18 protein-coding genes are annotated in these 23217 nt (G+C 72.3%); 13 read left to right on the forward strand and 5 right to left on the reverse strand.

Annotation, left to right across the window (positions count from 1 at the left end):
* Positions 1-85 precede the first annotated feature (85 nt).
* Both metK and IE274_RS32935 read left to right on the forward strand, forming a co-directional pair.
* Positions 86-1309, forward strand: coding sequence for a methionine adenosyltransferase (gene metK / locus IE274_RS32930; RefSeq protein WP_190119591.1), 1224 nt, complete (start codon positions 86-88; stop codon positions 1307-1309).
* Between the two features lie 153 nt (positions 1310-1462).
* Positions 1463-3613, forward strand: coding sequence for a primosomal protein N' (locus IE274_RS32935; protein WP_190119592.1), 2151 nt, complete (start codon positions 1463-1465; stop codon positions 3611-3613).
* A gap of 485 nt (positions 3614-4098) precedes the next feature.
* Here IE274_RS32935 and IE274_RS32940 read toward each other — a convergent pair whose 3' ends face one another.
* Positions 4099-4662, reverse strand: coding sequence for a hypothetical protein (locus IE274_RS32940; protein WP_190119593.1), 564 nt, complete (start codon positions 4660-4662; stop codon positions 4099-4101).
* 449 nt (positions 4663-5111) lie between these two features.
* On the opposite strand from IE274_RS32940, the gene fmt reads away from it, so the two are divergent.
* The 5 genes from fmt to IE274_RS32965 all read left to right on the forward strand — a co-directional run bounded on the left by fmt (position 5112) and on the right by IE274_RS32965 (position 9854).
* A complete protein-coding gene (gene fmt / locus IE274_RS32945; protein ID WP_190119594.1) occupies positions 5112-6044 on the forward strand; it encodes a methionyl-tRNA formyltransferase in 933 nt (310 codons plus the stop codon).
* 86 nt (positions 6045-6130) lie between these two features.
* Entirely contained in the window at positions 6131-7633 is a 1503-nt protein-coding gene (locus tag IE274_RS32950) for an RsmB/NOP family class I SAM-dependent RNA methyltransferase (protein WP_190119595.1), read from the forward strand.
* Between the two features lie 3 nt (positions 7634-7636).
* Positions 7637-8257, forward strand: coding sequence for an AAA family ATPase (locus IE274_RS39780; protein ID WP_268255596.1), 621 nt, complete (start codon positions 7637-7639; stop codon positions 8255-8257).
* Positions 8258-8267: 10 nt separating this feature from the next.
* On the forward strand, positions 8268-9488 hold the full coding sequence (locus tag IE274_RS32960) for a hypothetical protein (protein WP_190119596.1): 1221 nt from the start codon (positions 8268-8270) through the stop codon (positions 9486-9488).
* Positions 9489-9611: 123 nt separating this feature from the next.
* Positions 9612-9854 (forward strand): hypothetical protein, encoded by a 243-nt coding sequence (locus tag IE274_RS32965; RefSeq protein WP_190119597.1) that lies wholly within the window; start codon positions 9612-9614, stop codon positions 9852-9854.
* A gap of 247 nt (positions 9855-10101) precedes the next feature.
* Here IE274_RS32965 and IE274_RS32970 read toward each other — a convergent pair whose 3' ends face one another.
* Together IE274_RS32970 and IE274_RS32975 are read right to left on the reverse strand one after the other, a co-directional pair.
* Positions 10102-12366, reverse strand: a complete 2265-nt coding sequence (locus IE274_RS32970; protein WP_190119598.1) for an FUSC family protein — start codon at positions 12364-12366, stop codon at positions 10102-10104.
* Between the two features lie 39 nt (positions 12367-12405).
* On the reverse strand, positions 12406-13035 hold the full coding sequence (locus tag IE274_RS32975) for a cysteine hydrolase family protein (protein WP_190119599.1): 630 nt from the start codon (positions 13033-13035) through the stop codon (positions 12406-12408).
* Between the two features lie 729 nt (positions 13036-13764).
* Here IE274_RS32975 and IE274_RS32980 point away from each other — a divergent pair.
* Positions 13765-14478: a TetR/AcrR family transcriptional regulator gene (locus tag IE274_RS32980; RefSeq protein ID WP_190119600.1), complete on the forward strand. Its 714-nt coding sequence runs from the start codon at positions 13765-13767 to the stop codon at positions 14476-14478.
* An 897-nt stretch (positions 14479-15375) separates the two neighbouring features.
* On the opposite strand, the gene IE274_RS32985 is transcribed toward IE274_RS32980, so the two are convergent.
* Positions 15376-16041 carry a TetR/AcrR family transcriptional regulator gene (locus IE274_RS32985; RefSeq protein WP_190119601.1) on the reverse strand — a complete coding sequence of 222 codons (666 nt, stop codon included), beginning with the start codon at positions 16039-16041 and terminating at the stop codon, positions 15376-15378.
* Between the two features lie 259 nt (positions 16042-16300).
* Complete coding sequence (locus tag IE274_RS32990) at positions 16301-17158, reverse strand: helix-turn-helix transcriptional regulator (RefSeq protein ID WP_190119602.1); 858 nt, start codon at positions 17156-17158, stop codon at positions 16301-16303.
* Between the two features lie 139 nt (positions 17159-17297).
* Between IE274_RS32990 and IE274_RS32995 the strand changes: the two genes are divergently transcribed.
* The 5 genes from IE274_RS32995 to IE274_RS33015 all read left to right on the forward strand — a co-directional run bounded on the left by IE274_RS32995 (position 17298) and on the right by IE274_RS33015 (position 23158).
* A complete protein-coding gene (locus tag IE274_RS32995) occupies positions 17298-17492 on the forward strand; it encodes a hypothetical protein (protein WP_190119603.1) in 195 nt (64 codons plus the stop codon).
* Between the two features lie 49 nt (positions 17493-17541).
* Positions 17542-18846, forward strand: coding sequence for a phthiocerol/phthiodiolone dimycocerosyl transferase family protein (locus IE274_RS33000; RefSeq protein ID WP_190119604.1), 1305 nt, complete (start codon positions 17542-17544; stop codon positions 18844-18846).
* Positions 18843-20084, forward strand: a complete 1242-nt coding sequence (locus IE274_RS33005) for an MFS transporter (protein ID WP_190119605.1) — start codon at positions 18843-18845, stop codon at positions 20082-20084. The genes IE274_RS33000 and IE274_RS33005 overlap by 4 nt, the downstream gene beginning before the upstream one ends.
* An 82-nt stretch (positions 20085-20166) precedes the next feature.
* Positions 20167-21405: an ATP-grasp domain-containing protein gene (locus tag IE274_RS33010; protein WP_190119606.1), complete on the forward strand. Its 1239-nt coding sequence runs from the start codon at positions 20167-20169 to the stop codon at positions 21403-21405.
* Positions 21406-21598: 193 nt separating this feature from the next.
* On the forward strand, positions 21599-23158 hold the full coding sequence (locus tag IE274_RS33015; protein WP_190119607.1) for an AMP-binding protein: 1560 nt from the start codon (positions 21599-21601) through the stop codon (positions 23156-23158).
* Positions 23159-23217 lie beyond the last annotated feature (59 nt).

Genomic DNA, 23217 nt, shown 5'->3' on the forward strand with positions numbered 1-23217 from the left:
AAACTGGTCGAGGACGACGCCGAGCGCAGCTCTCGGCACGTCCGCCAATGATCAGCCAGCAGCCGCTGCAACCACAGGGAGCGATGTGTCCCGCCGTCTTTTCACCTCGGAGTCCGTGACCGAGGGTCACCCCGACAAGATCGCCGACCAGATCAGCGACACCATCCTCGACGCCCTTCTGCGTGAGGACCCGACCTCCCGGGTCGCCGTGGAAACGCTCATCACCACCGGCCTCGTGCACGTCGCCGGTGAGGTCACCACCAAGGCGTACGCGCCGATCGCGCAGCTGGTGCGCGACAAGATCCTCGAGATCGGCTACGACTCCTCCAAGAAGGGCTTCGACGGCGCCTCCTGCGGCGTGTCGGTGTCCATCGGCGCCCAGTCGCCCGACATCGCGCAGGGCGTCGACACGGCGTACGAGAAGCGTGTCGAGGGCTCCGCCGCCGGTGCGGAAGATGACGAGCTCGACAAGCAGGGCGCGGGCGACCAAGGCCTGATGTTCGGCTACGCCTGCGACGAGACCCCCGAGCTGATGCCGCTCCCGATCCACCTCGCGCACCGCCTGTCGCGGCGCCTGTCCGAGGTGCGCAAGAACGGCACCATCCCCTACCTGCGCCCCGACGGCAAGACCCAGGTCACCATCGAGTACGACGGCGACAAGGCCGTCCGCCTCGACACCGTGGTCGTCTCCTCGCAGCACGCCTCGGACATCGACCTGGACTCGCTCCTGGCCCCCGACATCCGTGAGTTCGTGGTCGAGCCCGAGCTGAAGGCGCTCCTCGACGACGGCATCAAGCTGGAGACCGAGGGCTACCGCCTCCTGGTGAACCCCACCGGCCGCTTCGAGATCGGCGGCCCGATGGGCGACGCCGGCCTCACCGGCCGCAAGATCATCATCGACACGTACGGCGGCATGGCCCGCCACGGCGGCGGCGCCTTCTCCGGCAAGGACCCGTCCAAGGTCGACCGCTCCGCCGCCTACGCCATGCGCTGGGTCGCCAAGAACGTCGTCGCGGCCGGCCTCGCCGCCCGCTGCGAGGTCCAGGTGGCCTACGCGATCGGCAAGGCCGAGCCGGTGGGCCTGTTCATCGAGACCTTCGGCACCGCCAAGGTCGACACGGACAAGATCGAGGCCGCCATCGGCGACGTCTTCGACCTCCGCCCGGCCGCGATCATCCGCGACCTGGACCTGCTGCGCCCCATCTACTCCCAGACCGCCGCGTACGGCCACTTCGGCCGCGCCCTCCCCGACTTCACGTGGGAGCGGACGGACCGGGTCGAGGCGCTGCGCAAGGCCGTGGGCCTGTAGGCACGGCTGCTGCTTCTAGGTCACTGAGGCCCGGTGCTCCCCTCGGGGAGGCCGGGCCTCAGTGCGTCCTGGGGGCCGTCCCGCGGCCTGGTGGGACGCAGGCGGTGTCCGCCCGGGTCGGCGCTGTCACTGCCGTCTGGTAGGAATTTGGCTGTGAGCAGCGAGAACGGTCAGTCGGATGACGGGGAGGGCGGCGGGCCCGAGCAGCTCGCGCTCATTCGGGAGAGTGTGCGCAAGGCCAAGGTGCCCAAGGCGAAGCCGCGTACGTGGCGGGGGGCCGCGTTGGCCGAGGGGCTGCCGGTGGCGCGGGTGGTGGTCGACAAAGGGGTGCTGCACCTCGATCGGTACTTCGACTACGCGGTGCCGGCGGAGTTGGACGAGGCCGCGCAGCCCGGGGTGCGGGTGCGGGTGCGGTTCGGGGCCGGGGCACGGAACGTGCGGGACGGGCGGCGCGAGGGGGGCGGGCTCATCGACGGGTTCGTCGTCGAGCGGTGCGCCGAGTCGGACTACAACGGCCCGCTGGCCGCGCTCGCGCAGGTCGTGTCGCCGGAGCCCGTGCTGGACCAGGAGCTGTTGGGGCTTGCCCGGGCTGTCGCCGACCGGTACGCGGGCAGTCTGGCCGATGTGCTGCAGCTGGCCGTTCCGCCGCGGCACGCGCGTGCCGAGTCCCGGCCCTCGCCCGCCGCGGCTCCGCCGCCACCCGTGCCGGAGCCGGGGTCCTGGGGGCGGTACGGGCGCGGTGCGGAGTTCGTGGCGGCGCTCGCCTCCGGTGGTGCGCCCCGGGCCGTGTGGACGGCGTTGCCGGGGCCGCAGTGGGCCGACGAGATCGCCCGGGCCGTGCAGGCGACGCTCGCCTCGGGGCGCGGCGCCCTCGTCGTCGTACCGGCCGGGCGGCCCGCCGCGCGTGTCGACGCGGCGCTGCGGGAGCGGCTGGGGGAGGGGCAGCACGCCGTCCTCACGGCCGACGCCGGGCAGGAGCGGCGGTATCGGGAGTGGCTGGCCGTCCGGCGCGGGTCCGTGCGGGCCGTCGTCGGGACGCGGGCGGCGATGTTCGCCCCGGTGCGCGACCTCGGGCTCGTCGTCGTGTGGGACGACGGCGACGCGAGCCACAGCGACGACAACGCGCCCTTCCCGCATGTGCGGGAGGTGCTTGAGCTGCGCGCCTCGCGCGACAAGTGCGGCTTTCTGCTGGGGAGTTGGGGCTGCACGGTCGAGGCCGCACAGTTGGTGGAGAGCGGGTGGGCGCTGCCGCTGGTCGCCGGGCGCGAGCAGGTGCGGGGGGCCGCGCCGCTGGTGCGGACCGTGGGGGACGGGGACCTCGCGCGCGACGAGGCCGCGCGGGCCGCGCGGCTGCCCACGCTGGCCTGGCAGGTCGCCCGCGAAGGCCTGAAGCACGGGCCCGTCCTGGTGCAGGTGCCCCGGCGCGGGTACGTGCCGCGGCTCGCGTGCGAGCGGTGCCGGGAGCCCGCCCGCTGCCGCCACTGCGCCGGGCCGCTGGAGGCCCGCGACAACGGCTCGCTGTGCTGTGCCTGGTGCGGGCGGGACGAGGGTGCCTGGCACTGCTCCGAGTGCGGGGGTTTCTGGCTGCGGGCGCAGGTCGTGGGGGCGCGGCGGACCGCCGAGGAGCTGGGGCGTGCGTTTCCCGCGGTGCCGGTGCGGACCTCCGGGCGGGAGCAGGTCCTCGACACGGTGGGCGGCGCGCCCGCCCTGGTGGTGAGCACCCCGGGCGCGGAGCCGGTGGCCGAGGGCGGGTACGCGGCCGCGCTGCTGTTGGACGGTTGGGCCATGCTCGGCCGCCCCGATCTGCGGGCGGGCGAGGAGGCGCTGCGGCGGTGGATCGGCGCGGCCGCGCTGGTACGCGACCAGGGCGCGGGCGGCACGGTGGTGATCGTCGCCGAGCCGACGCTACGACCGGTGCAGGCGCTGGTGCGGTGGGACCCGGTGGGGCACGCGGTGCGGGAGTTGTCCGAGCGGGCCGAGCTGGGCTTTCCGCCGGTGTCGCGAATGGCGGCGGTGACCGCGGCCCCGGACGCGCTGTCCGAGTTCCTCCGCAGCGCCGAACTGCCGTCGGACGCCGAGGTGTTGGGGCCGGTGCCGGTCGCCACCGCGGAGGCCGGGCGGCCCCGGCGGCCCGGGGACGCGCCGCCCGGCGAGCGCTGGGAGCGGGCTCTCGTACGGGTGCCGCCCGGCAGCGGCGCGGCGCTCGCCCGGGCGCTGAAGACGGCGCAGGCCGCGCGGATGGCCCGGGGGGCGGGGCAGCAGGCGTTGGTGCGGGTGCGGATTGATCCCGCGGACATCGGGTGAGGCGGCTGGGGCGGGGTGAGCTGGCGGGCGTTGGGCGAGTTGGCGGGCGTTCGGTGAGTTGAGGGCGTCGGGCCGGGCGCGGGGCATCGGGTGAGCTGCCTGGAGTTGGGTGAGCCTGCGGGGGTGGGGTGAACTCGCGGGCGTGGGCGCCAGCTTGCGGGCGTTGGACGAGGCGGTGAAGGCAGGGCCAAAGGCGGCGGGCGTGGGCCAAGGTCGGCGGGCCGGGGGTGAGACGGCGGGCGTAGGGGCTAAATGCGGCGGGTGTAGGGCCAAGGTCGGTGCGTCGTGGGTGGGGCGGTGGGTGTGGGCTCGTCGGTGGGCGTGGGGTGAGTGAGCCCGTCCCCGGCGCTCGCCGGGCGGCGCGTCCCTTGGCGGGCGTAGGACCCGTCGGTTCGCGTGGCGTGCGTCGGCGGGTGGTGGCCGGTCCGGGAAACACGGCTGCCCCCTGCCCGTCGTGGGCAGGGGGCAGGCGGCTGCCGCCCGGGTCAGCCGTTGCGCGGGCCGGGGAAGGCGCCGGGTCGCATGTCGTCGCGGAGGCCGGGGCTGCCCGCTGACGGCTGGGTCGGCATGGTGCGGGCCGCGGGGACGGAGGGCAGGGGGGCGCCCACGGGGAGCGTGCGGGGCGGGGCGGGGGCCGTGGTGGCGGTCGCGGCGGTGGTCGGCTCGGGTGCGCGCTCGGGTTCGGCGGTGGTCTGGGCCGTGGTGCGGCGGGCGCCGTAGCGGCGGTGCACGGCCTGCTTGGTGACGCCGAGCGCGGAGCCCACCGCGTCCCACGAGAAGCCGAGTGAGCGGTCGAAGTCGACGGCCGCGGTCACCAGTGTCTCGACGCTGTCCCGCAGTTCCTGGGCCAGGCGGACGGTCGGAGCGGGAGCGCGTCCGTACACGACGAAGCCCGCGGAGGGGCTGGAGCGGCGCGGGCGGTAGACGTTGCCGAGCTGGGCGGTGAGGGTGCGCAGTGCGTCCACCTGCCGGCGGACCCGCTCGATGTCCCGCACCAGCAGGTGCAGGCTGGCCCGTGCCTGGGCGTCGTGGGTTGCGTGGTCGGCCATGAACAAGCCTCTCGAACCGGCGTTGAGGGATCGGGATGAAAGGAGAAGAAGGCGAGGTGAGGGGAGATGAGGGAGCGGGGGAACAAGGGGGACGGAGAGTGGATGCGGGGATGGCGTCGGGTGGGGACGGGTTGCGTGCGGGGGAGTGCGGGGACGTGCGGCGGGTGGTGAGCGGGGCGGGTCCGTGTCCGGGTCCCGCTGCGGCGGTGCGGGGTTGGCGGTGCTGTGCAATGAGGAGCGGGCCGCGTGTGCGGCCCGTCGTGGTCAACTTTCTCTTGACCCAACGCGCTACGTCGTGAGGGGTCACGGTCCAGGGGCGTATGTGCATATGCGCAGGGCGCACAGCCATGCGTACGCCCCCGGGAAACCTCTGGGCAGGGCCCATAGACTGGTGCGTCGCCGACCCCCAGAATCCGTCGCCGACCCCCAGAGAACCGAGGTATCACCCAGTGAAGCTGGTCTTCGCAGGCACCCCCGAGGTCGCCGTCCCCGCCCTGGACGCGCTGATCGCCTCCGGCAGGCACGAGGTGGCCGCCGTCGTCACCCGCCCCGACGCGCCCGCGGGCCGTGGCCGCAGGCTGGTCGCGAGTCCGGTGGCCGAGCGGGCGGAGGAGGCCGGGATCGAGGTGCTGAAGCCCGCGAAGCCGCGTGACGAGGCGTTCCAGGCGCGGCTGCGGGAGATCGCGCCGGACTGCTGCCCGGTGGTGGCCTACGGCGCGCTGCTTCCGAAGTCCGCCCTGGACATCCCGGTGCACGGCTGGGTCAATCTGCACTTCTCGCTGCTGCCCGCCTGGCGGGGTGCCGCGCCGGTGCAGCACGCGATCATGGCCGGGGACGAGATCACCGGTGCGTCCACCTTCCTGATCGAGGAGGGCCTGGACTCCGGCCCGGTGTACGGCACGGTCACCGAGGAGGTCCGGTCCACCGACACCAGCGGCGACCTCCTGACGCGCCTCGCCTTCGCGGGTTCGGGGCTGCTCGCGGCGACGATGGACGGCATCGAGGACGGCTCGCTGACGGCCGTGCCGCAGCCCGCCGACGGCATCAGCCTGGCCCCGAAGATCACCGTCGAGGACGCCCAGGTCGACTGGTCGGCGCCCGCGCTCCGCGTGGACCGGGTGGTGCGCGGGTGCACGCCCGCGCCCGGCGCGTGGACCGTGTTCCGCGGCGAGCGTCTGAAGTTGATCCAGGCCGTCCCCGTGCCCGACCGCACCGACCTCGCGCCCGGTGAGATCGCCGCGGGCAAGAAGAACCTGCACGTCGGCACGGGCTCGTACGCCGTGGAGCTGCTGTGGGTGCAGGCGCAGGGCAAGAAGCCGATGGCGGCCGCCGACTGGGCGCGCGGGGTGCGGATCGGCTCCGGGGAGCGGCTCGGCGTCTGACGGCGCCCGCCAGGGTGCGAGTGGGAGGCCGGGCGCGGGCGACGTACGCTGACATGGTTCGCCCCATCACCAGCAGCGGAGCACCTTTGAACGACCAGCCGAACCGGCGTCCCCGCACCCAGGGCAAGTCCTCAGGCCAGGGCAAGCCCGCAGGCCAGGGCCGCCCCGGGAACTCCGGCAAGTCCCACAAGCCGTACCGCCGCCCGCAGAAGGACCCCGTCCGCTTCCTCGCCTTCGAGGCGCTGCGGGCCGTGGACGAGCGGGACGCGTACGCGAACCTCGTGCTGCCGCCGCTGCTGCGCAAGGCCCGCGAGCAGGAGGGGCCGGAGAAGTTCGACGCGCGGGACGCGGCGCTCGCCACGGAGCTGGTGTACGGGACGCTGCGCCGCCAGGGGACGTACGACGCGATCGTCGCCGCCTGCATCGACCGGCCGTTGCGCGAGGTCGACCCGCCCGTGCTCGACGTGCTGAACCTGGGCGTCCACCAACTGCTCGGCACCCGCATCCCGTCGCACGCCGCCGTGTCCGCGTCGGTGGAGCTGGCGCGGGTGGTGCTCGGCGACGGGCGGGCCAAGTTCGTGAACGCCGTGCTGCGCAAGGTGGCGCGGGACGACCTCGACGGCTGGCTGGAGAAGGTCGCGCCGCCCTATGACGAGGACGCCGAGGACCACCTCGCGGTCGTGCACTCGCACCCGCGCTGGGTCGTGTCGGCGCTGTGGGACTCCCTCGGGGGCGGCCGCGCCGGGATCGAGGACCTTCTTGAGGCCGACAACGAGCGGCCCGAGGTGACGCTCGTGGCGCGGCCCGGCCGGTCCACGGCCGACGAACTCCTCGACTCGCTCGACGCGGACTCGGCGCTGCCGGGGCGCTGGTCGCCGTACGCCGTGCGGCTCAGCGAGGGTGGCGAGCCCGGTTCGCTCGAGCTGGTGCGCGAGGGGCGGGCCGGGGTCCAGGACGAGGGCAGCCAGCTGGTCGCGCTCGCACTCGCGAACGCCCCCGTCGACGGGTCGGACGCGAAGTGGCTCGACGGGTGCGCGGGCCCCGGCGGCAAGGCCGCGATGCTCGCGGGCCTCGCCGCCGAGCGCGGAGCCGTGCTCCTCGCCGCCGAGAAGCAGCCGCACCGGGCCCGCCTCGTGGGCCAGGCCCTGGCCGGGAACCCCGGCCCCTACCAGGTCGTCGCCGCCGACGGGACCCGACCGCCGTGGCGGCCCGGGAGCTTCGACCGCGTCCTCATGGACGTTCCCTGCACGGGACTCGGCGCGCTGCGACGGCGACCGGAGGCGCGGTGGCGGCGCCGCCCGGAGGACCTGGAGGGCTTCGCTCCGTTGCAACGTGCGCTGCTGCGCACGGCGTTGGAGTCGGTGCGGGTCGGGGGAGTCGTCGGGTACGCGACGTGCTCGCCGCATCTCGCCGAGACCCGGGCCGTCGTCGACGACGTGCTCAAGCAGTGGGGCGCCGCGGAGCTGGTGGACGCGCGGGAGTTGATGCCGGGGGTTCCGGCGCTCGGAGACGGGCCGGACGTGCAGCTGTGGCCGCATCTGCACGGCACCGATGCGATGTATCTGGCGGTCATTCGGCGCACGGGCTGACGGTTGCCAGGGCTGGGCAAGACGACTGCGATGCTGGCCTTCGCCCGGGACTTCCACCGCCGGGAGATCGCCGAGGGCGGTGCGTTCACGGCCGGCGGGCACGAACGGCTCCCGGTCTGCCGGGTGGGCCTGACCGGCAACACCGGGATGAAGGACTTCAACCGGGCGATGTCGGAGTTCTTCGGCCACCCCGGCCGCACCACCGGCACCACCGCGGAGTTCGCCCAGCGCGCCCTGGACCGCGTGCTCTCCTGTGCTGTGAAGCTCTTGATCGTCGACGACCTGCACTTCCTTCGGTGGAGGGCGGCCGGCGGTGTCCTTCGCCTGTCTCGACCACCATCTGCTGCTGGTCGATACCTGTCCTCGCTGCAGCCGTCCGCCGCGGCACTTCCCGGCGACGACCCGGCACCCGCTCGTTCCGGGGCGCTGCCACAGTCCGTCGCAGAAGCGGGCTCCGTCGGCTCGCTGCGGCCAGCCGTTCGAGGAGGTCGCCGCTCTCCGGCTGGACACGGAAGGCTCTGCGTCTGCGGCCCAGTGGCTCATCGACACGGCAATCTCGTCCCAGCAGGCCGACTTCGGTGTCTACCAGGCCAGGCCCCAGCCCAGTCTCGCGCTGTTCGGTGACCTTCGCGCCTTGGCGTCGATACTCCTGCGTCGTGCCCCCGATCGGCTGGTGGGCTTCGTCCCGCCGGAGATCTGGTCCCTGCACCAGCAGCCCTTCCCGGAGAAGCGACGCTCCTTTGACCCTGTTGAGGAGACCCGTCCGGGACGTCTGGCCCCGCAGCGGGCCGCGACCGCCGCCCTTGCCGTCAGCGCGGCCCTGCACATCCTCGGGCACGACAATGCGCACACGGCCGGAGCCGCCCTTCGCCACCTGATCAGCGACGCCGACGGCGCCATCCCGCTCAAGGTCGCACACAGGTGGCGCCACACCAGCCCGGTCTTCGACGCGGTCCACCTTGCGACGCTGGCCCCTCGCCTCAGTCACAGTGACCAACTGCGCTACCGCACCGCGGACCGGTTGCCTCGCAGGCCCGGCTCTGCGGCAGCCGCCCGGACCGCTCAGCGGGCTCGCAGGATCCCGACGCAGCTCTGGCCGGCGTGGTCCGCGCGGCTGAGCCCTTCGAGCGGGGCCCTGTCGCGCACCATCCGCCCGGCCCTGTCGTGCTACCCCCTGCTCATCGGCGGCACGGGAGACTTCACCACAGCGACCCGCCTCCTTCGGTCCCCGGCAGAAGACCGGCTCGGCCCTCACATGGCGCACCGGCTCACGAAGCAGAGGCACTGGAGGGCTGTCAGCCTCGGCCTGTCCGCGCCGGCGGACTACCTCGACCAGGAGGGATCACCGGTCGACTACGACCGCCGTCGCGCGGTCGACTACCGCGACCTGCTGCCCCAGGACACCTGGAGACAACTCTGCCGGGACATCGAACTCGAAGCCGGCGGCGTGCGGCGGCACCAATTCGCCCGAGCGCTGCTGTTCGAGCGGATCAGCGGTCTTCCGGCACCCCTCGCCCCGGCCGTCTACGCGCCTGCCACCCCGGAGCTGCGGACCCTGCTGCGGACCTTCGAAACGGATCTCGCCCCCGCGCCGGTGAGCCAACTCGAAGAGCACGCAGGCGAGTTTCTCGCCCGGCGGGGAATCCATGACGAGCCCCTCACCTGGCCGCCGCCGGCGGACATCATCGACGGTCTCGCGCTGCCCGGATGCGACCTCAAAGACGTCGACATCCACGCACTGCACCGCCTCGTCCGGGAGGAATCCCTGACGACGGCCGGGGCAGCCCGCCGCCTGGGCGTCAGCCACGACGCTGTCCGCTTCGTCCTGCAGGAGCAGCCGGCACCCTCCAAGTGATCCGCGATGTGGGAGAGAGGAGCGGCCATTCGCCGGGCTCGCGCCGCGCTCCCCAGGGACACGTTCGCCCGCTTCCACCTCGAGGAGTACCGCTCGCTCAAGTGGATCGCGAAGCATGTCGGCGTGAACGAGGAGGCCATCAAGGTCCTGGTCCGCGAGTACGGCATGAGCCGCGAGGGCAAAGCGACTCGCTGGCGCCAGATCGATCTCGACTGGCTCCGCGACCAACGGGCCGCTGGACGCACCTGCCGCGAGCTCGCCGAGGAGACCGGCTTCTCGCTCGGAATGATCAGCTACCTGGGCCGGCGGCATGATCTGCCCGGTCGCCGGGCAGGGGCCAATCGGGCCGACAGCAGTCGCTCCTGAAGCCTTCTGGCGGCGCCCGCGCTCCGTACGCGCCGCGCTTGTGAACAGCTCAGGTGTCTCAGCACCTCGACTGTCTCAGCGAGGCTGAGCGCCGAAGTGTCTCAGGTGTCGGCGAGAAGCGTCACCTGTCTGTGGCCTGTGTACGGTGCGGGGAGTCTTTCGGCTTGGCCCAGATGATCGGTAGGCAACGCCGCATCCCTAGACCCCCATTGAGGGCGCACCAGGAGTGGCGGACACGCGGCCGACGTCAGGAGCCATCACGGACGTGCAGGTGGAGCGTGCGAGCGAGGCCCTGGATGCTTTCGTCGACACGTTGGAGGTGCCGCAGCACCCGTCGCGTCGCGTTGATGTCCTCGGCCCGCGCCTCACCCTCGCTCACTGCTGGCGGGGTGGGAATCCCGGGGCCGCGCACGAGCGTGGTGCCGTCCTTGTCTCGGAGGGCTACCTGGCTGATCAGGGTCGTGAGGTTGCGGTCGATCCGGCGGGCTTCGTCCATGAGGCTTGGATCGGTGCCGATGTGGAGGCCGGCCGGGACCAGTTCGGCGGTGGCAGCCAGACTGCGGGCGTGGAAGGCCGCCGTTTCCAGCAGCCCCAGTACGCAGAGCGCGGTGCGCCGCCGGGACCTCAACGGACTGATCGGGGTGATCAGCGGTTGCGCAGAATGGCGCAGGCTGTCCAGGGCCGCGTCCAGCGCGCGGGCCGGATCCAGCAGGTCCCCGCCGGACTCACCGCCCAGCCGGGCCAATGACTGGGAGAGCACCGCGCGTAGTCGCTCCAGCGCGTCGTGCAGCAACTGGTCCGTGCGTTCCCGGGTGCGCACTGGCAGTACGAGCAGGGCGGCGATCAGTCCGCACGCGATGCCCAGCGCGGTTTCTTCGATCCGCACCACCAGTACGCCCGGGGTGAGGGTGTGGAGCAGCGCGTACAGCATGCCGATCATCGTGGTGACGAAGAAGGACATCAGCGTGTAGGACACCGCGAGCGTGTAGTACATCCCGAACACGCTGAGGCCCGCCAGGGCGAAGGCCAGCGTGGGGGTGTCGCCGATCAGGGCGGCGAGGGCGAGCCCGGCGACGACACCCGCCACCGTGCCGAGCAGGCGCCGGTATCCCCTGACCAGGATCTCGCCGGTGGAGGTGGTGCTGATGAACACCACCCAGCACGTGAACACCGCCCAGTACCAGCGCTGCGGCGAGATCAGTTCACCGCCGACGACGGCCAGCGCCGATCCGGTCGCGACCTGGAGCGCGGTCCTGGTGGTGGGGCGGACGCGGGGGACCGGCTGCTGCGGGACGGCCTTCTCCGCCAGGCCAGCATCCTTGGCCGGGTCGGCGTCCTTGGCAGTGGACTCCTCGCGCGACCGTGCCGTCTCGGGTGTGTCCCGGACCGCCGAGGTTGGCCCGTCGACGGCCAGGCGCAGCCCGATCAGGGCGCGGGTGAGTTCCCCGGCAGAGCGGAAGACGTCCTGCATCGCCGGGGATGCGTCGGGCAGTTGCTTGTCACCGCGGTAGCCGAGCAGCCGGTTGTGCACCGCGGCGGGATCGGTGCCCGCCGGCCGCTGCGGGCCGGTGCCGATGGCCGTGCGCAGCGCGCGCAGTTCCGAGACCAGCACGGGCAGCGTCGCCGCATCAAGGGTGCTGATGGCGGATCCGGCGAGGCGGGCCTGCGTCCGGTGCCCGCTCAGGGTATCGACGTCCGTACCGGGCCGCAGGACCCGCAGCACGAGGACGGCCAGCCGCTCCACGGCCGTCTCCGCTTCCGCCACGCGGCGCTGGATCGCGGAGGCGGTGCGTTCGTCGGGCGTGCCAGCTGCCAGCTGGTTCTGGACCATCAACGCGCCTGTGTGCAGGCGGGCTGTGGACCGGCGCAAGGTGGCGACCGCCCGCTCGCCGTGCGACGCCTGCGGTCCGCCCTCGGCCACGTCGATCAGCGCGTCCAGCACCAGCCCCAGACGCAACCCAAAGGCCCGCTGCAGCCGTGCCAGCGTCCGCCCGGGCGACGACCGCAGGACGGCGAACCTGACCAGCGCAGAGCTGGCGAAGGCCATCAGCACGGCCAGGAACAGCTGCGGCAACTGCCCCACGCGGGTGTTGACGAACTGGGTCACGAAGAAGAGCTGGAAGGCGAAGATGCCCAGCGTGGTGGCGCGCGGACCCAACCGCCGGATGTAGAGGGCGGCGAAGATCAGCAGCACGAACACCACGTCCGCCGTGACCCGGTGCGGTGCCAGCGCGCTGCCGACCGCTATGGCCGCCAGGGCGACCGGCACCCCCGTCGCGAGGGTCAGTGCCTGGTCGCGCGGCCGGGGTTCGGTGACCGCGGCCGTGCTGACCATCGCCGTGAGGGCGCCTGTCACCAGGATCGACACTGGGGCATCCAGCGCCGCGAGGGCGCCCAGCGTCAGCCCTACCGCGCAGACCGTGCTGAGCGCGGACCGCAGCCGGATCAGGCCGGGATCGGATGCCAAGAACCGGTCGTAGACGTCCGCCAACCGCGTTCGTACCCGCTGCATGCCCCAGCTGCTTTCCTCGCCGTACCGGTGGTGAAGGTGTTACGCCGTCAGCTCGTCGAGTGCGGCCAGGAAGTCGTCGACGCCGGTCACGTTGTGGGAGACCATGGTCAGGCCGCGCATCATCGCCTGGTAGGTGACCAGGCCGCCGGGGGCGGCTATGGCGTCGGTGAACGCCGTGACGTGGTAGCCGCGCTCCATCGCGGTGCGGGCCGTCGACTCCACGGCCATGATCCCGGAGACCCCGGCGATCGCCAGATAGTCGACGTTGCGCTGCCGCAGCTGGAACTCGAGGTCGGTGTGCTGCAGAACGTCGAGGCCCTTGTGCGGCGCGAGGACCACCTCACCCGGCTGGGGGGCCAGCTCCTCGTGGAACTCGGTGTTCCAGGTCTCGGCCTGGAACATCCGCTTGTCGAACATCTGCCGGTGGATCCCGGAGACGTGCCGCCAGGTCGAGTAGTCCTCATCGGTGAAGGCGGTCGTCGAGTAGAAGACGGGAACGTCCTCGTGCTGCCGCGCCCCGGCGATGAGCTTCTTCAGGCTGTCGATCGTGCCCAGGCGCTCGTATTCCGGCGCGTAGACGGGATAGCCCTTGCCGTCCTTCGAGAAGTTCTCGTTGACGAGGTCAACGAGCAGCAGTCCAACGCGACCGGGTTCGTAAACACTTGCCATGATCGTCCTCCAGCGTAGAAGTCATCAGCGGCAGGCCCGCAGGGGCCAACCGTTACAGTGAATGACTGTAACTTAATTGGTGTGTGAGTGCGAGCTGGTCAGGGCTCCCGCCCCTGAGGCGGTTGCGGGGCGACGGGCAGAACGCCGCCCCCGCAGGCCCGCCGAGTGCCCGCTGTGCCCGAGACCCTGGTCCGCAGGCACCTCCAGGATGTGTTGGACGCCTGCTGCGGACCGCACCAGGACCGGCCACCTCATGCTGGCCCGACGGTCCGGACGGCACTGCTTTCCGGCGCCGCCACCCTGGGATCGCCCGGGCGCCGGGCCGCGACCGCCGCCACGCGACGCGGACCGGCCGACACGACAAGCTTGTCGCATGCAGTACGAAGCTCCGCCGCCTGCAACCGGTAGCCGCCCCCAACTCGCCCTCGCTGCCCCGCGGGGCCCGCACCGCTGGAACCGCCGGGCCGGGCACTCGGTGCGCATCGCCGGGGCCGCGTGATGCCGGTGCCGCTTGGCTCGCGCGGCTCGGCGGGGCCTCGTCCTGGCCGAGGCCCGGATCGAGGACCCGTCCTTGTCCTTGCCGCGAGTGAGGTCCTCCTGCCGGTCGTGTGGCTCAACTGTGAAGGATCATGCAACATAGATAACGTTACAGATAATTTGCGTAACTTAACTTGGAGTGCCGTCGATCCTAGGTGGCTACTACTGTGAACCCGACAAGGAGGAACCGCTGTGAGCAGCAGGAACGAGACGGCCGCCAGCCGCAAGCGCCGCCCGCGAGGCCGTGCGCAGGCGGACGAGGCGGCGACTGAGCAGCAGGCCGCACCGCATCCCGGTGGCAGGCCCCGCGACCCCGCGATCGAGGAGGCAATCCTCAAGGCCACCCGCGCGCGCCTGGCCGCCGATGGCTACTCACGCATGACGATCGGTGACATCGTCGCGGACGCCGGCGTCACCCGCCCCACTCTCTACCGCCGCTGGCCCGGCAAGTACGAACTCACCGTGGATGCCCTCCTCTACGGCCTGCGCAAACAACGCGAGGCCTACCAGCCCCTCGCTCTGGACGCCATGACCCCGCTCGAGGCGTTCACTGAGGCGGTCCGCCGGGTCGACCCCCGCTACAGCAATCCGCGCGCCATGTCCCTGCACGGCAACTTCATGGCCGAAGCCGAACGCGAACCCGACCTGTTCGCCCTGATCCGCGAGCACGCCACCAAGCCGCGCTGCGACGAACTCCTGGAGACCCTGCGCCACCTCCAGGACATCGGGGCTGTCCGCCAGGACGCCGACCTCGACGCCGCCGTCACCCTCTGCCTCGGCAGCTACTTCGGCGACTATCTACTCACGGGCCGGGATACCCCCGGCGACCTCGCCGACCGCACCGTCGCTCTCCTGTGGCCCGTCCTGCGGGCAGACAACAGCGCACAGGCGCCACCCGCCTCGTGAAAGCAGACATGGCCGAGGGAATGTCCGACGGCCCCGGCTCAGCGTGGTCTTGGCCGTCTCCCGGACGCCCTCCCTCTGTGCAAGGCTTGGGCCGGTCGCCCGTGGGTGAGGAGGACGGCGGTCAGTAGCAGCGCCGTGCGGGTGGCGGTACCCGGCGCCGTCTTCGCGCCGCTGGGTGTGACGGGTGGTTGTGGCTCGTCGCTGATGCAGGTCAGCGCTGACTATGTGCGTGATGTGATCCATGCGTTCAACGAGCGGGCGTTCGGCGCGCTGGACCCAAACGGAGCGTGGAACGCCCCAGGACGATCAGTAGCCGGGTGCGCGAGCACATCTGCCTGATCGCGCGGACGTCCCTCTCCAACTGGGGGCTGGTCGGCCTGTTCACGTGGAGCCTGGGCGTGGACAGCGGCCCACGACATCGAGCTGGTCTTCCTGTCGACCTATGGATCCTGGCTGAACTGAATCGAGTCCGAGTTCGCGGCCCTGCGCTGCTTCGCCCTCAACGGCACCGACCACCGCAGCCACACCGCGCAGAACGCCGCCATCACCGCCTACGTCCGCCGCCGCAACGCCAGGGCCGAACCCAAGACTCGGTTCGGGCCTGGAGGGAGCCTCCGGCAGCCCAGGTCCGCCCGGGATGTCCCGGGGCCCCGTGTGCACCCGCTTACGCGGTGGCATGGCGGGCGGTGACGTCGTAGAAGATGCACCGGAGGGGAGGCAGAAAAGCGCGATGAGGCGCCGCCGCGTACCTCGGGGAAGGGGTGGCTGCCGGGGGCGGGCATGATCCAGCCGGGTCCCGGCAGCCGCTCGGCCCGACGAGCTCGGCGCCGGGGCCGACCCGGACATTCCGGCGCGGGGGCGCTGCTGCCTCGTCGCGCCGGGCGGCCGGCTTGCCGGTCAGCGGGAGCGGCTGGTGGCGATGGTCGGCCATAGGGCAGCGGCGACCCGCTGGGCGTGGTCGGCGGGGGTGGCGCGGCCGGTGCGCAGGTAGTGGGCGAAGTAGCTGCCGAAGCACAGGCGGACGACCGTTTCGAGGTCGCTGTCCGTGCGTACGGCGCCGCGCTGTTGGAGCCTGACGAGCGTCATGAGGAGCTCTTCGCGGCAGGGCTGTGCGCCGTGCTCGCGCAGCTGCTGCAGAAGGCCGGGCTCGCGTTCGGCCGCGCCCATGAAGCTGCCGTGCAGGGGCATCATGCAGCTGTCGCACTGGCGCAGGCCGAGGCGGCGCACGGCCTCGGTGAAGGCCTCGCGCGGCGGGAGGCGGTCCGCCTGCGGCGACGGATGCGCCTCGCGCCGCCTGCGCAGGGCGTGCCGGAGTGCGTCGAGGGCCAGCTCGTACTTGTTCGACCAGCGCCGGTAGAGGGTGGGGCGGGTGACACCGGCATCCGCGATGATGTCGCCGATCGTCATCGCCGAGTAGCCGTCGCTGGCCAGGCGGTTGCGGGCGGCCAGCAGGATCGCTTCCTCGATCGCCGGGTCGCGCGGACGCCCGCTGGTTCTGACGGGCGGTGCGGTGGCGGGGTTGCGGCGTCGGCTGCCCCGGTGAGGGGTGCGTTCGGCAGTCATCTCGCCCTCCTTCTGCCGCGCACCCTAGCGCCGTCCGGCTTTCGGTTACAGAGCTTGTCTGTAACTAAAAAGGAGGAGGTGCGTTACAGATAATGAGCGTAACTAAATCTGGGTCGTGGACCTCAGGGGCCTACTGCCGGAAGACGCGGGGCGCTGCTGTGAGCGCAGTCAGAGGGGCGGGGTCAGGCTCAGTTCGCCGCAGGGGTGGGCGCGTGGGCTGCGGTTGCGGCGCCGGCCCGCCAGGCCCGACGAAGGCGCCTCAGTGGGTGTGGTCCAGCCAGGGAGCCTCGGGGTGGGCCAGGAGCTGGTCCATGCGCGAGCGGCTGTCCTCATCAGCAGGAGTCCACACGGTGACGATCGTTTCGGCTACGGCGGGCAGCTCCATGCGCGTCAGGGACAGCGACAGCTCGCCGACCGCGGCGTGGTGATAGGTCATGGTCTGGGTCGGCGGTGCGCCGACGTCGTGGGTGGCCCACAGCCGCGTGAATTCCGGGCTGGCGGTGGCCAGTGCGCGGATCAGGTCGGTCCAGGCGGGGTCGTCGAGGTGGTGGGCGAAGTCGGCGCGGAACGAAGCGACCATGTGGGGCAGGCCGGCGTCGCGGTTGACGAACTGGCGGCAGCACTCGGGGGTGGTGAACATCTCCCACAAGACGTTGCGGGAGCTCTCGGGTGAGGTGAGCCGGGGCCACAGGGCGGCGGCCGCCGTGTTCCATCCCAGCAGGTCCCAGCGGGTGTTGATGGCCGCGGCGGGGAAGCCGGTGATGGCATCGAGGATCGTCTGCAGGGTGGGGGTGATCGGGTTGGCGGTGGCGGCCACCGCGGGGATGGGTACCTCGGCCAGGCGGTAGAGGTGGGCGCGTTCGGCGGCGTCCAGGCGCAGGGTGGTGGCGATGGCGTCCAGGATCTGCGGGCCGACGTTGATGGGGCGTCCCTGTTCGAGCCAGGTGTACCAGGTGATGGAGACCCCGGCCAGATGGGCGACCTCCTCGCGGCGCAGTCCTGGTGTCCGGCGGCGCAGTCCTGGTGCTATCCCGGCCGCGGCGGGGGTGAGGCGGTCGCGGCGGCTGCGCAGGAACGCGGCGAGTTCGGTGCGGCGGGGGGAGGGGGCGGAGTTCACCCGCCCATCATCAACCACGCCCCACACCGGCTGCCAGGTGCTGCTGGCACCAGCGTTAGCAGCGTCTTGGTAGGGGTGTCACCGCGGCGACAGGGTGGCTCTGCGACACCCGCTCCGACAAGAACTGGAGGTCTGCGCTGTGCGTGCCGCGCCCTTCCCGATGCGTTTCACCGCCCGCAGTGACGAGCCCGCCACCCAGGAACACGTGCTGACCCCACCGGACGGCGCCCACGCCGCCGAGGTGCACGGCGTCAGCACGCCGCTGGGCATGCGGACTTGGCGTCCGGTCGGCCCGGCGCGCAGCACCCGTCCCGCGCTGTTGGGCCCGGCGTGATCACGCACCCGGCGCCCGCCACCCAGGCCCCCAACTCGCGGAGAACGACATGAAATACCCTCTGGGACTGATCGATCACGGCTTCGTGCCGCGCAAGCTCACGGTCAGCTATGTGGCCATCTGCGCCGGTGCGGTCGATATCGCGGGGCTGCACACCGCGTTCGGGCTGCTGTGCGACAGGTATCCGATGCTGCGCGGCACGATAGAGACGAGCGGCGAGCAGTGCTGGCTGCACATACCCGATGGCGGCGCCGGCAACGCGGCCACCGAGACCGTGCAGGGCACGGTGGCCGACTGGCTCGAGCACGGCCTCACGGTCCTGGATCCCGCGCACGGCCTGGCGAAACTCACCATCGTGACCGAGGGCGAGCTGACCGCGGTCGCCCTGCAGGTGTCTCACGCGATCAACGACGCCACGCTGGGCTCGGCGCTGCTGGAGTACTTCTGGCACACGGCCGCCGCCCTGGCCCAGGGCGTGGTGCTCCCCGATCCGGCCCCGGTCCACCCGCGCAGCCTCGAACAGGCCTATCAGGCCCGCGCCATGGCCCTGCCCCGCCTCACCGCGGCGGCCGCGGGCCCGGTGCACAGCCTCCCCGCCGCCGACACCGGGGGCGGCGCGGGCTTCGCCCCCGAGCCGGCGCAGCGCATCACCCTGTCGCAGGCAGACACGGCCGCCCTGCTCGCTCACGCGCGGGCATCGGGGACGACCCTGCATGCCCTGCTGGCCGCGGCGATCATCCGCGCCGAACGCGCGATGCTCACCGAAGCGGCTGGTGCCGCCCCCGAACTGCCGATGATCATGTTCCATCTCGTGGACCTGCGTCCCCACCTGCGCCCGGTGGCGCGCCCCGACGAGGTCACCAATGCCGTGGGGTTCGCGCCCACGGTCACCGCATGCGGGCCCACTTCGGACCTGAACGCCCTGGCCAGGGAGACGAAGGCGCAGCTCGTCGCCGGGATCGAGGGCGGGAGGGCGCTCGCGGTCATGCGGGCCGCGGCGTCGGCGGCCGCCCAGGGCCGCGCGCGTACCGGCGTCGGGAACTTCGTCACCAACTGGGGCCCGGTGCCCGAGCTCGCCGTGCCGCCGGGGATGGAGGTCGTCGACTTCCGTGGCTTCGCCACCTCCGAGTCGGTGTCCTGGGTGGGCTATTTCGTCTCCACCTTCACCGGGCGGTGCAGCATCGAACTGGCCTGCTCCCCGCGCTACCACCGGCCCGCGCGGATGGCGCACCTGCGCGAGCGCATCGTCGCGGGCCTGGCCGAACTGACCCACCCCGCTGAACACCCACCCGCTGCGACTGCTGAGGCACCAAGCAGTGTGGCGCTTTCTGACAAGGCAGGCCCTTCGGCATGACGGTCACCGCACCCCCTCCTGCGGCCGCCCCCTCCCGCCCGTCCGGCCCGTCCGCGCGGGTGGTCATCACCACGCTGCTGGCGACGACGTTCCTGGTCAAAGCCTGCGGATTCGCCTACGACTTCCTCGGCTACTCCATCGGCGCGGCGCACGGCACCACCGCCGCCGGCGCCGCGCTGACGGTCTTCGGGGTCGGCTGGTGTGTCGGGCAGCTGGTCAGCGGGGCGATGACCGACCGGATCGGAGCCCGTGCCGCGTGCACGGCGGGACTGCTCCTTGCCGCAGTGATCTGCGCCGGGCTGGCCGTGGCCAGCAGCCTGCACGCCCTGCTGCTGCTCGCCTTCTGCCTGGGCTGCACCATGGACGTCCACCGGCCGGCCGTCTCCGCGCAGATCAACGACCGCCTCACCAATGAGGGAGCACGCACCCGCGCCCAGGGCTGGGTCTACTGGGTGTCGAACGTGGGCCTCTCGCTGAGCTCGGGCGTCGGCGGCTTTGTGGCCCACGCCCATGGCTACCGATTCCTGTTCGCCCTCAACGCCGTTGCCTGCGTGGCCGCAGCCCTCCTGGTGCGCGCCATGCTGAGCGGCCGGCCCAGCACGCCCCGGGGCGAACGCCGGCACGAGCACGCCACCTACGCACAGATCGTCTCCGACCCCCGGCTGCGGTGGATGGTCGCCGCGGCCGTCGCGGCGACGACCTGCGCCTACGGCCTGATCAGCGTCCTGCCCCTGGTCATGAGCGCGGACCACCTCGCCCCGTCCGCCTACGGCACCGCCATGCTCGCCAACTCCGCTGCGGTCCTGCTGCTCAGCCCGCCGCTGACCCGCCTGCTGGTCGGCGCCGACGACCGCGTCCGCTACCCCATCGGCCCGGTGTTCGCCGCCGGCAGCCTGATCCTGGGCGCCGCCATGGCACTGGCGGCCCTGCAGCACACCACCCTGGGCTACACCACCGCAGCTGTGATCATGGTGCCCGGCGAGATCTGCTACAGCGTCGCCGCCGGCGCCTTCGTCGCAACGGCCGCCCCGCCCGGCGCCATCGGCCGCTACCAGGCCGCCCTCAGCGTCGCGGGCGCGATCGCCTCGCTCACCCCGCTGGGCATCGCCGGCGCCCTCAACGCGGGCGGCCGCCCCCTGGTCGCCGGCCTCCTCATCACCAGCGCCGCCCTGGGGGCTCTGGCCTGCGTGCCGCTCGCCCGCACCCTGCGCACCTCCCCCACCTCAGCGCCGGCCTAGCACCGCCACCTGCCCAACTGCCCCTGTGACAGCCGGCATCCCTACGCCCACAGCTCTACAGCACCACGAGAGGAACAGCTCCATGAAGGTAGCGATCGTCGACGGATACTCCACCGGGGCGACACTGGCCAGGCGACTGGCCCGAGCGGGTGTCGACTGCATCCACGTGCGGAGCCAGCCGGACATCGGCGCCTTCCTCCTGCACTCGTTCAGCCGCGACGACTACGTCCTCGATCTGGGCTTCACCGCCGACTTCACCAGCCTCACGCGGGAACTCGCCCGCCTGCGCGTCTCCCGCGTGATGGCCGGCACCGAAACCGGCGTCGTGCTGGCGGAGACCCTCGCGAGCGCGCTGCATCTGCCGACGAACGACCCCGCCCTGGTCGCAGCCCGCCGCGACAAGTTCCTCATGCAGCAGGCGGTCCAGGCCGCGGGCCTTGCGACCCCGCACACCACCGTCGCCCGCTCCGCCCGCGCCGCAGCCGACTGGTACACCGTGTGGGGCCTGGAGGAGGTGGTGGTCAAGCCCCTGGCCAGCGCGGGCACCGACGGCGTGACGTTCTGCGGCTCGGCCGAGGAGGTCGGCCAGGCCGCCACCGCCGTCCTGGGCACCCCCAACCTCTTCGGCGAGCCCAACGACGCCGTGCTCGTCCAGGAACGCCTGCACGGAACCGAGTACTGCATCAACACGGTCTCCGCGGGCGGGCAGCACCACGTCGCCGAGATCTGGCGCTACACCAAACGCATCGGCCCGACCGCCGCACCCCTCTACGACTTCCAGGAGCCCGTCGATGCCGCCAGCGCCGCCGGGAAGGCGCTCATCGGCTACGTCCGGGACGTCCTGGACGCGCTCGGCATCACCGAGACGCCCGCCCACACCGAGGTCATGCTCACCGACCGGGGACCGGTCCTCATCGAGACCGGCGCCCGCCTGGGCGGAGGCACCGGGCCCGACGTGGTGGACGCCTACCTCGGCCCCTCCCAGACCGCCCTGGCGGTCACCGCCACGATCGATCCCGCATCCCTGCGCACCCGCACCACCCCCGATCCGGGCCGGCCGCCGCTGCTGCGGTGGGTCGACTTCATCAACCACCACCCCGGCCCGGCCGACCCCGACGCCCTCACCAAGATCGCGGAACTCCCCAGCGTCGTCGCGGTCTTCCCCGGCTTCGCCCCGGGCCAGTACCTCGCCCCCACCAGCAGCCTGCCGACCTCTCCCGGGTTCGCCTACCTCGCGGCCCCCACCTCCCAAGAGCTGATCGAGGACTACGACACCCTGCGCGCCTGGGAGCACGAGGGCCTCTACACAAGTCCACGCTGAGGCACGGCACGGCCGGGCCCCGCCACCCTCAGCAGCGGCTTGCGGACCCGCGATCCGCTCCCGCTCGCACGCCGCGAGGAGGAGCGCGCCGCACGACCGGTCCGCGCCCGCGAGCACCAGCCTTCGGGGCACGGTGCGGAACCTTCCCCGGCCCACCCACCCCCACCGACGTGACAGAGCACGAAGAAGGATCATGAACAAGGTCACTGCCCACGACAACTACACCGTCTCGGTGCTGCACCGGCTCTCGGCGAGAGGCGAGCGTGAGGCGATCGTCGCGGGAGCGCGGCGGATCAGCGGCACCGAGGCCGCCCGCACGGTCCTGCGCTTCGCTGCAGCGCTGCGGGGCAGGGGGGTGGCGGACGGAGACGGGGTGGCGCTGTTCGTGGAGAACTCGCCCGAGGCGCTCCTGCTGCAGCTGGCCGTCCATTTCGCCGGGGGCCGCCTGGTCTTCGTGCCGCCCGAGCCCGGCAACCGGGAACTCGAAGCGCTGGTCCGGCGCGCCGACGTCAAGGTGCTCCTGTTCGACCCGGTCTTCGAAGACCGGACCCGCCGGATCGCCGGCCAGGCGGCCATTCCGCATCTCTTCAGCATCGGCGCGTCATCGGTTGCCGCCGACTTCCTGACCGCGGCGTCCGGCCGTGCCCCGCTCTCGCTGAACGAGGCGGCCGACGGCCGCCACCTCGCGACACTTCTCTACACCGGCGGCACGACCGGCCTGCCCAAGCTGGTCGTGCACCGCAGCGGCTACTACGACGGCTACCTGCGGACCTCCCACGCCTGCGCCGACGGCGCGCCGGCCGACCCCGCGATGCTGATCGGCACGCTGGTGACGCACACCAGCGGCCACGCCGCCTTCCTGACCGGCGTCCTCAGCGGCCACACCATCGTCTTGCTGAGGACCTTCGACGCCGGCACGGCCCTGTCGGTGATGGACAGCGAACACGTCACCAGGATGATGGTCGTGACGCCGATGCTGTACGAACTGCTGGACCATCCGGACTGCCTGTCCGGCCGCTTCCCCGCGCTGACGACTCTGCTGTACGGCGGAGCGGCCGCTTCCCCCGCCCGTCTCAGGCAAGCGATGGAGCGTTTCGGTCCGGTCCTGCACCAGATCTACGCGGCATCCGAGAGCGGGCTCGTCACCGAGCTCACCCCCGCGGAGCATGACGTGCGGCGGCCCGCGTCCTTGACCAGCTGCGGACGCCCGGGGCCCGGGGTCGAAGTGGAGCTGCGGGACGCCGACGGCAAGCCCGTGCCCGTAGGGCGCATCGGCGAGCTGTACGTGCGCAGCCCTACGGTGATGGAGGGCTACTGGAACGACCCGGAACGCACCGCCGAGGTACTCGACGACGAAGGCTGGTTCCGCAGCGGCGACATCGCCCGCCGGGACGAGAGCGGCTATCTGTACCTGGTCGACCGCGCGCGGGACATCATCGTGACGGGCCGCACGGCCGACAACGTCTACTCCCGCCTCCTCGACGACTTCCTCACCGCACACCCGGCCGTCAAGGACGCCGCCGCCATCGGGCTGCCCGGTGACGACGACAAGGAGACCGTGCACGTGGTCCTGGTGCCCCGAGACCCGGCAGGCGCCCCGGACCTCGTACGGCTGACCCGCGGCATCGTCGACGCGCTCGGAGACCTCTACGCGCCGGCCTCCTACTCGATCACCGACTCCCTCCCGCGGACGGCCGTCGGCAAGACCGACAAACGAGCCCTGCGCGCAAGCCTGTTGACGGCCCGCACGTAGACCGTTCCGCAACACCACTGACACGGCGTCGCTGCTGCGCGCAGTGACGAGAGCGCGGC

It is taken from the genome of Streptomyces flavofungini (assembly GCF_014650815.1).
GTDB classification, from domain to species: Bacteria; Actinomycetota; Actinomycetes; order Streptomycetales; family Streptomycetaceae; genus Streptomyces; species Streptomyces flavofungini.

What these genes read in the sequence shown, in the direction of transcription:
- IE274_RS32940 (WP_190119593.1), bottom strand. Translation starts at nt 4,662, where the DNA reads ATGGCCGACCACGCAACCCACGACGCCCAGGCACGGGCCAGCCTGCAC.
- IE274_RS32970 (WP_190119598.1), bottom strand. Translation starts at nt 12,366, where the DNA reads ATGCAGCGGGTACGAACGCGGTTGGCGGACGTCTACGACCGGTTCTTG.
- IE274_RS32975 (WP_190119599.1), bottom strand. Translation starts at nt 13,035, where the DNA reads ATGGCAAGTGTTTACGAACCCGGTCGCGTTGGACTGCTGCTCGTTGAC.
- IE274_RS32985 (WP_190119601.1), bottom strand. Translation starts at nt 16,041, where the DNA reads ATGACTGCCGAACGCACCCCTCACCGGGGCAGCCGACGCCGCAACCCC.
- IE274_RS33000 (WP_190119604.1), top strand. Translation starts at nt 17,542, where the DNA reads ATGAAATACCCTCTGGGACTGATCGATCACGGCTTCGTGCCGCGCAAG.
- IE274_RS33005 (WP_190119605.1), top strand. Translation starts at nt 18,843, where the DNA reads ATGACGGTCACCGCACCCCCTCCTGCGGCCGCCCCCTCCCGCCCGTCC.
- IE274_RS33010 (WP_190119606.1), top strand. Translation starts at nt 20,167, where the DNA reads ATGAAGGTAGCGATCGTCGACGGATACTCCACCGGGGCGACACTGGCC.
- IE274_RS33015 (WP_190119607.1), top strand. Translation starts at nt 21,599, where the DNA reads ATGAACAAGGTCACTGCCCACGACAACTACACCGTCTCGGTGCTGCAC.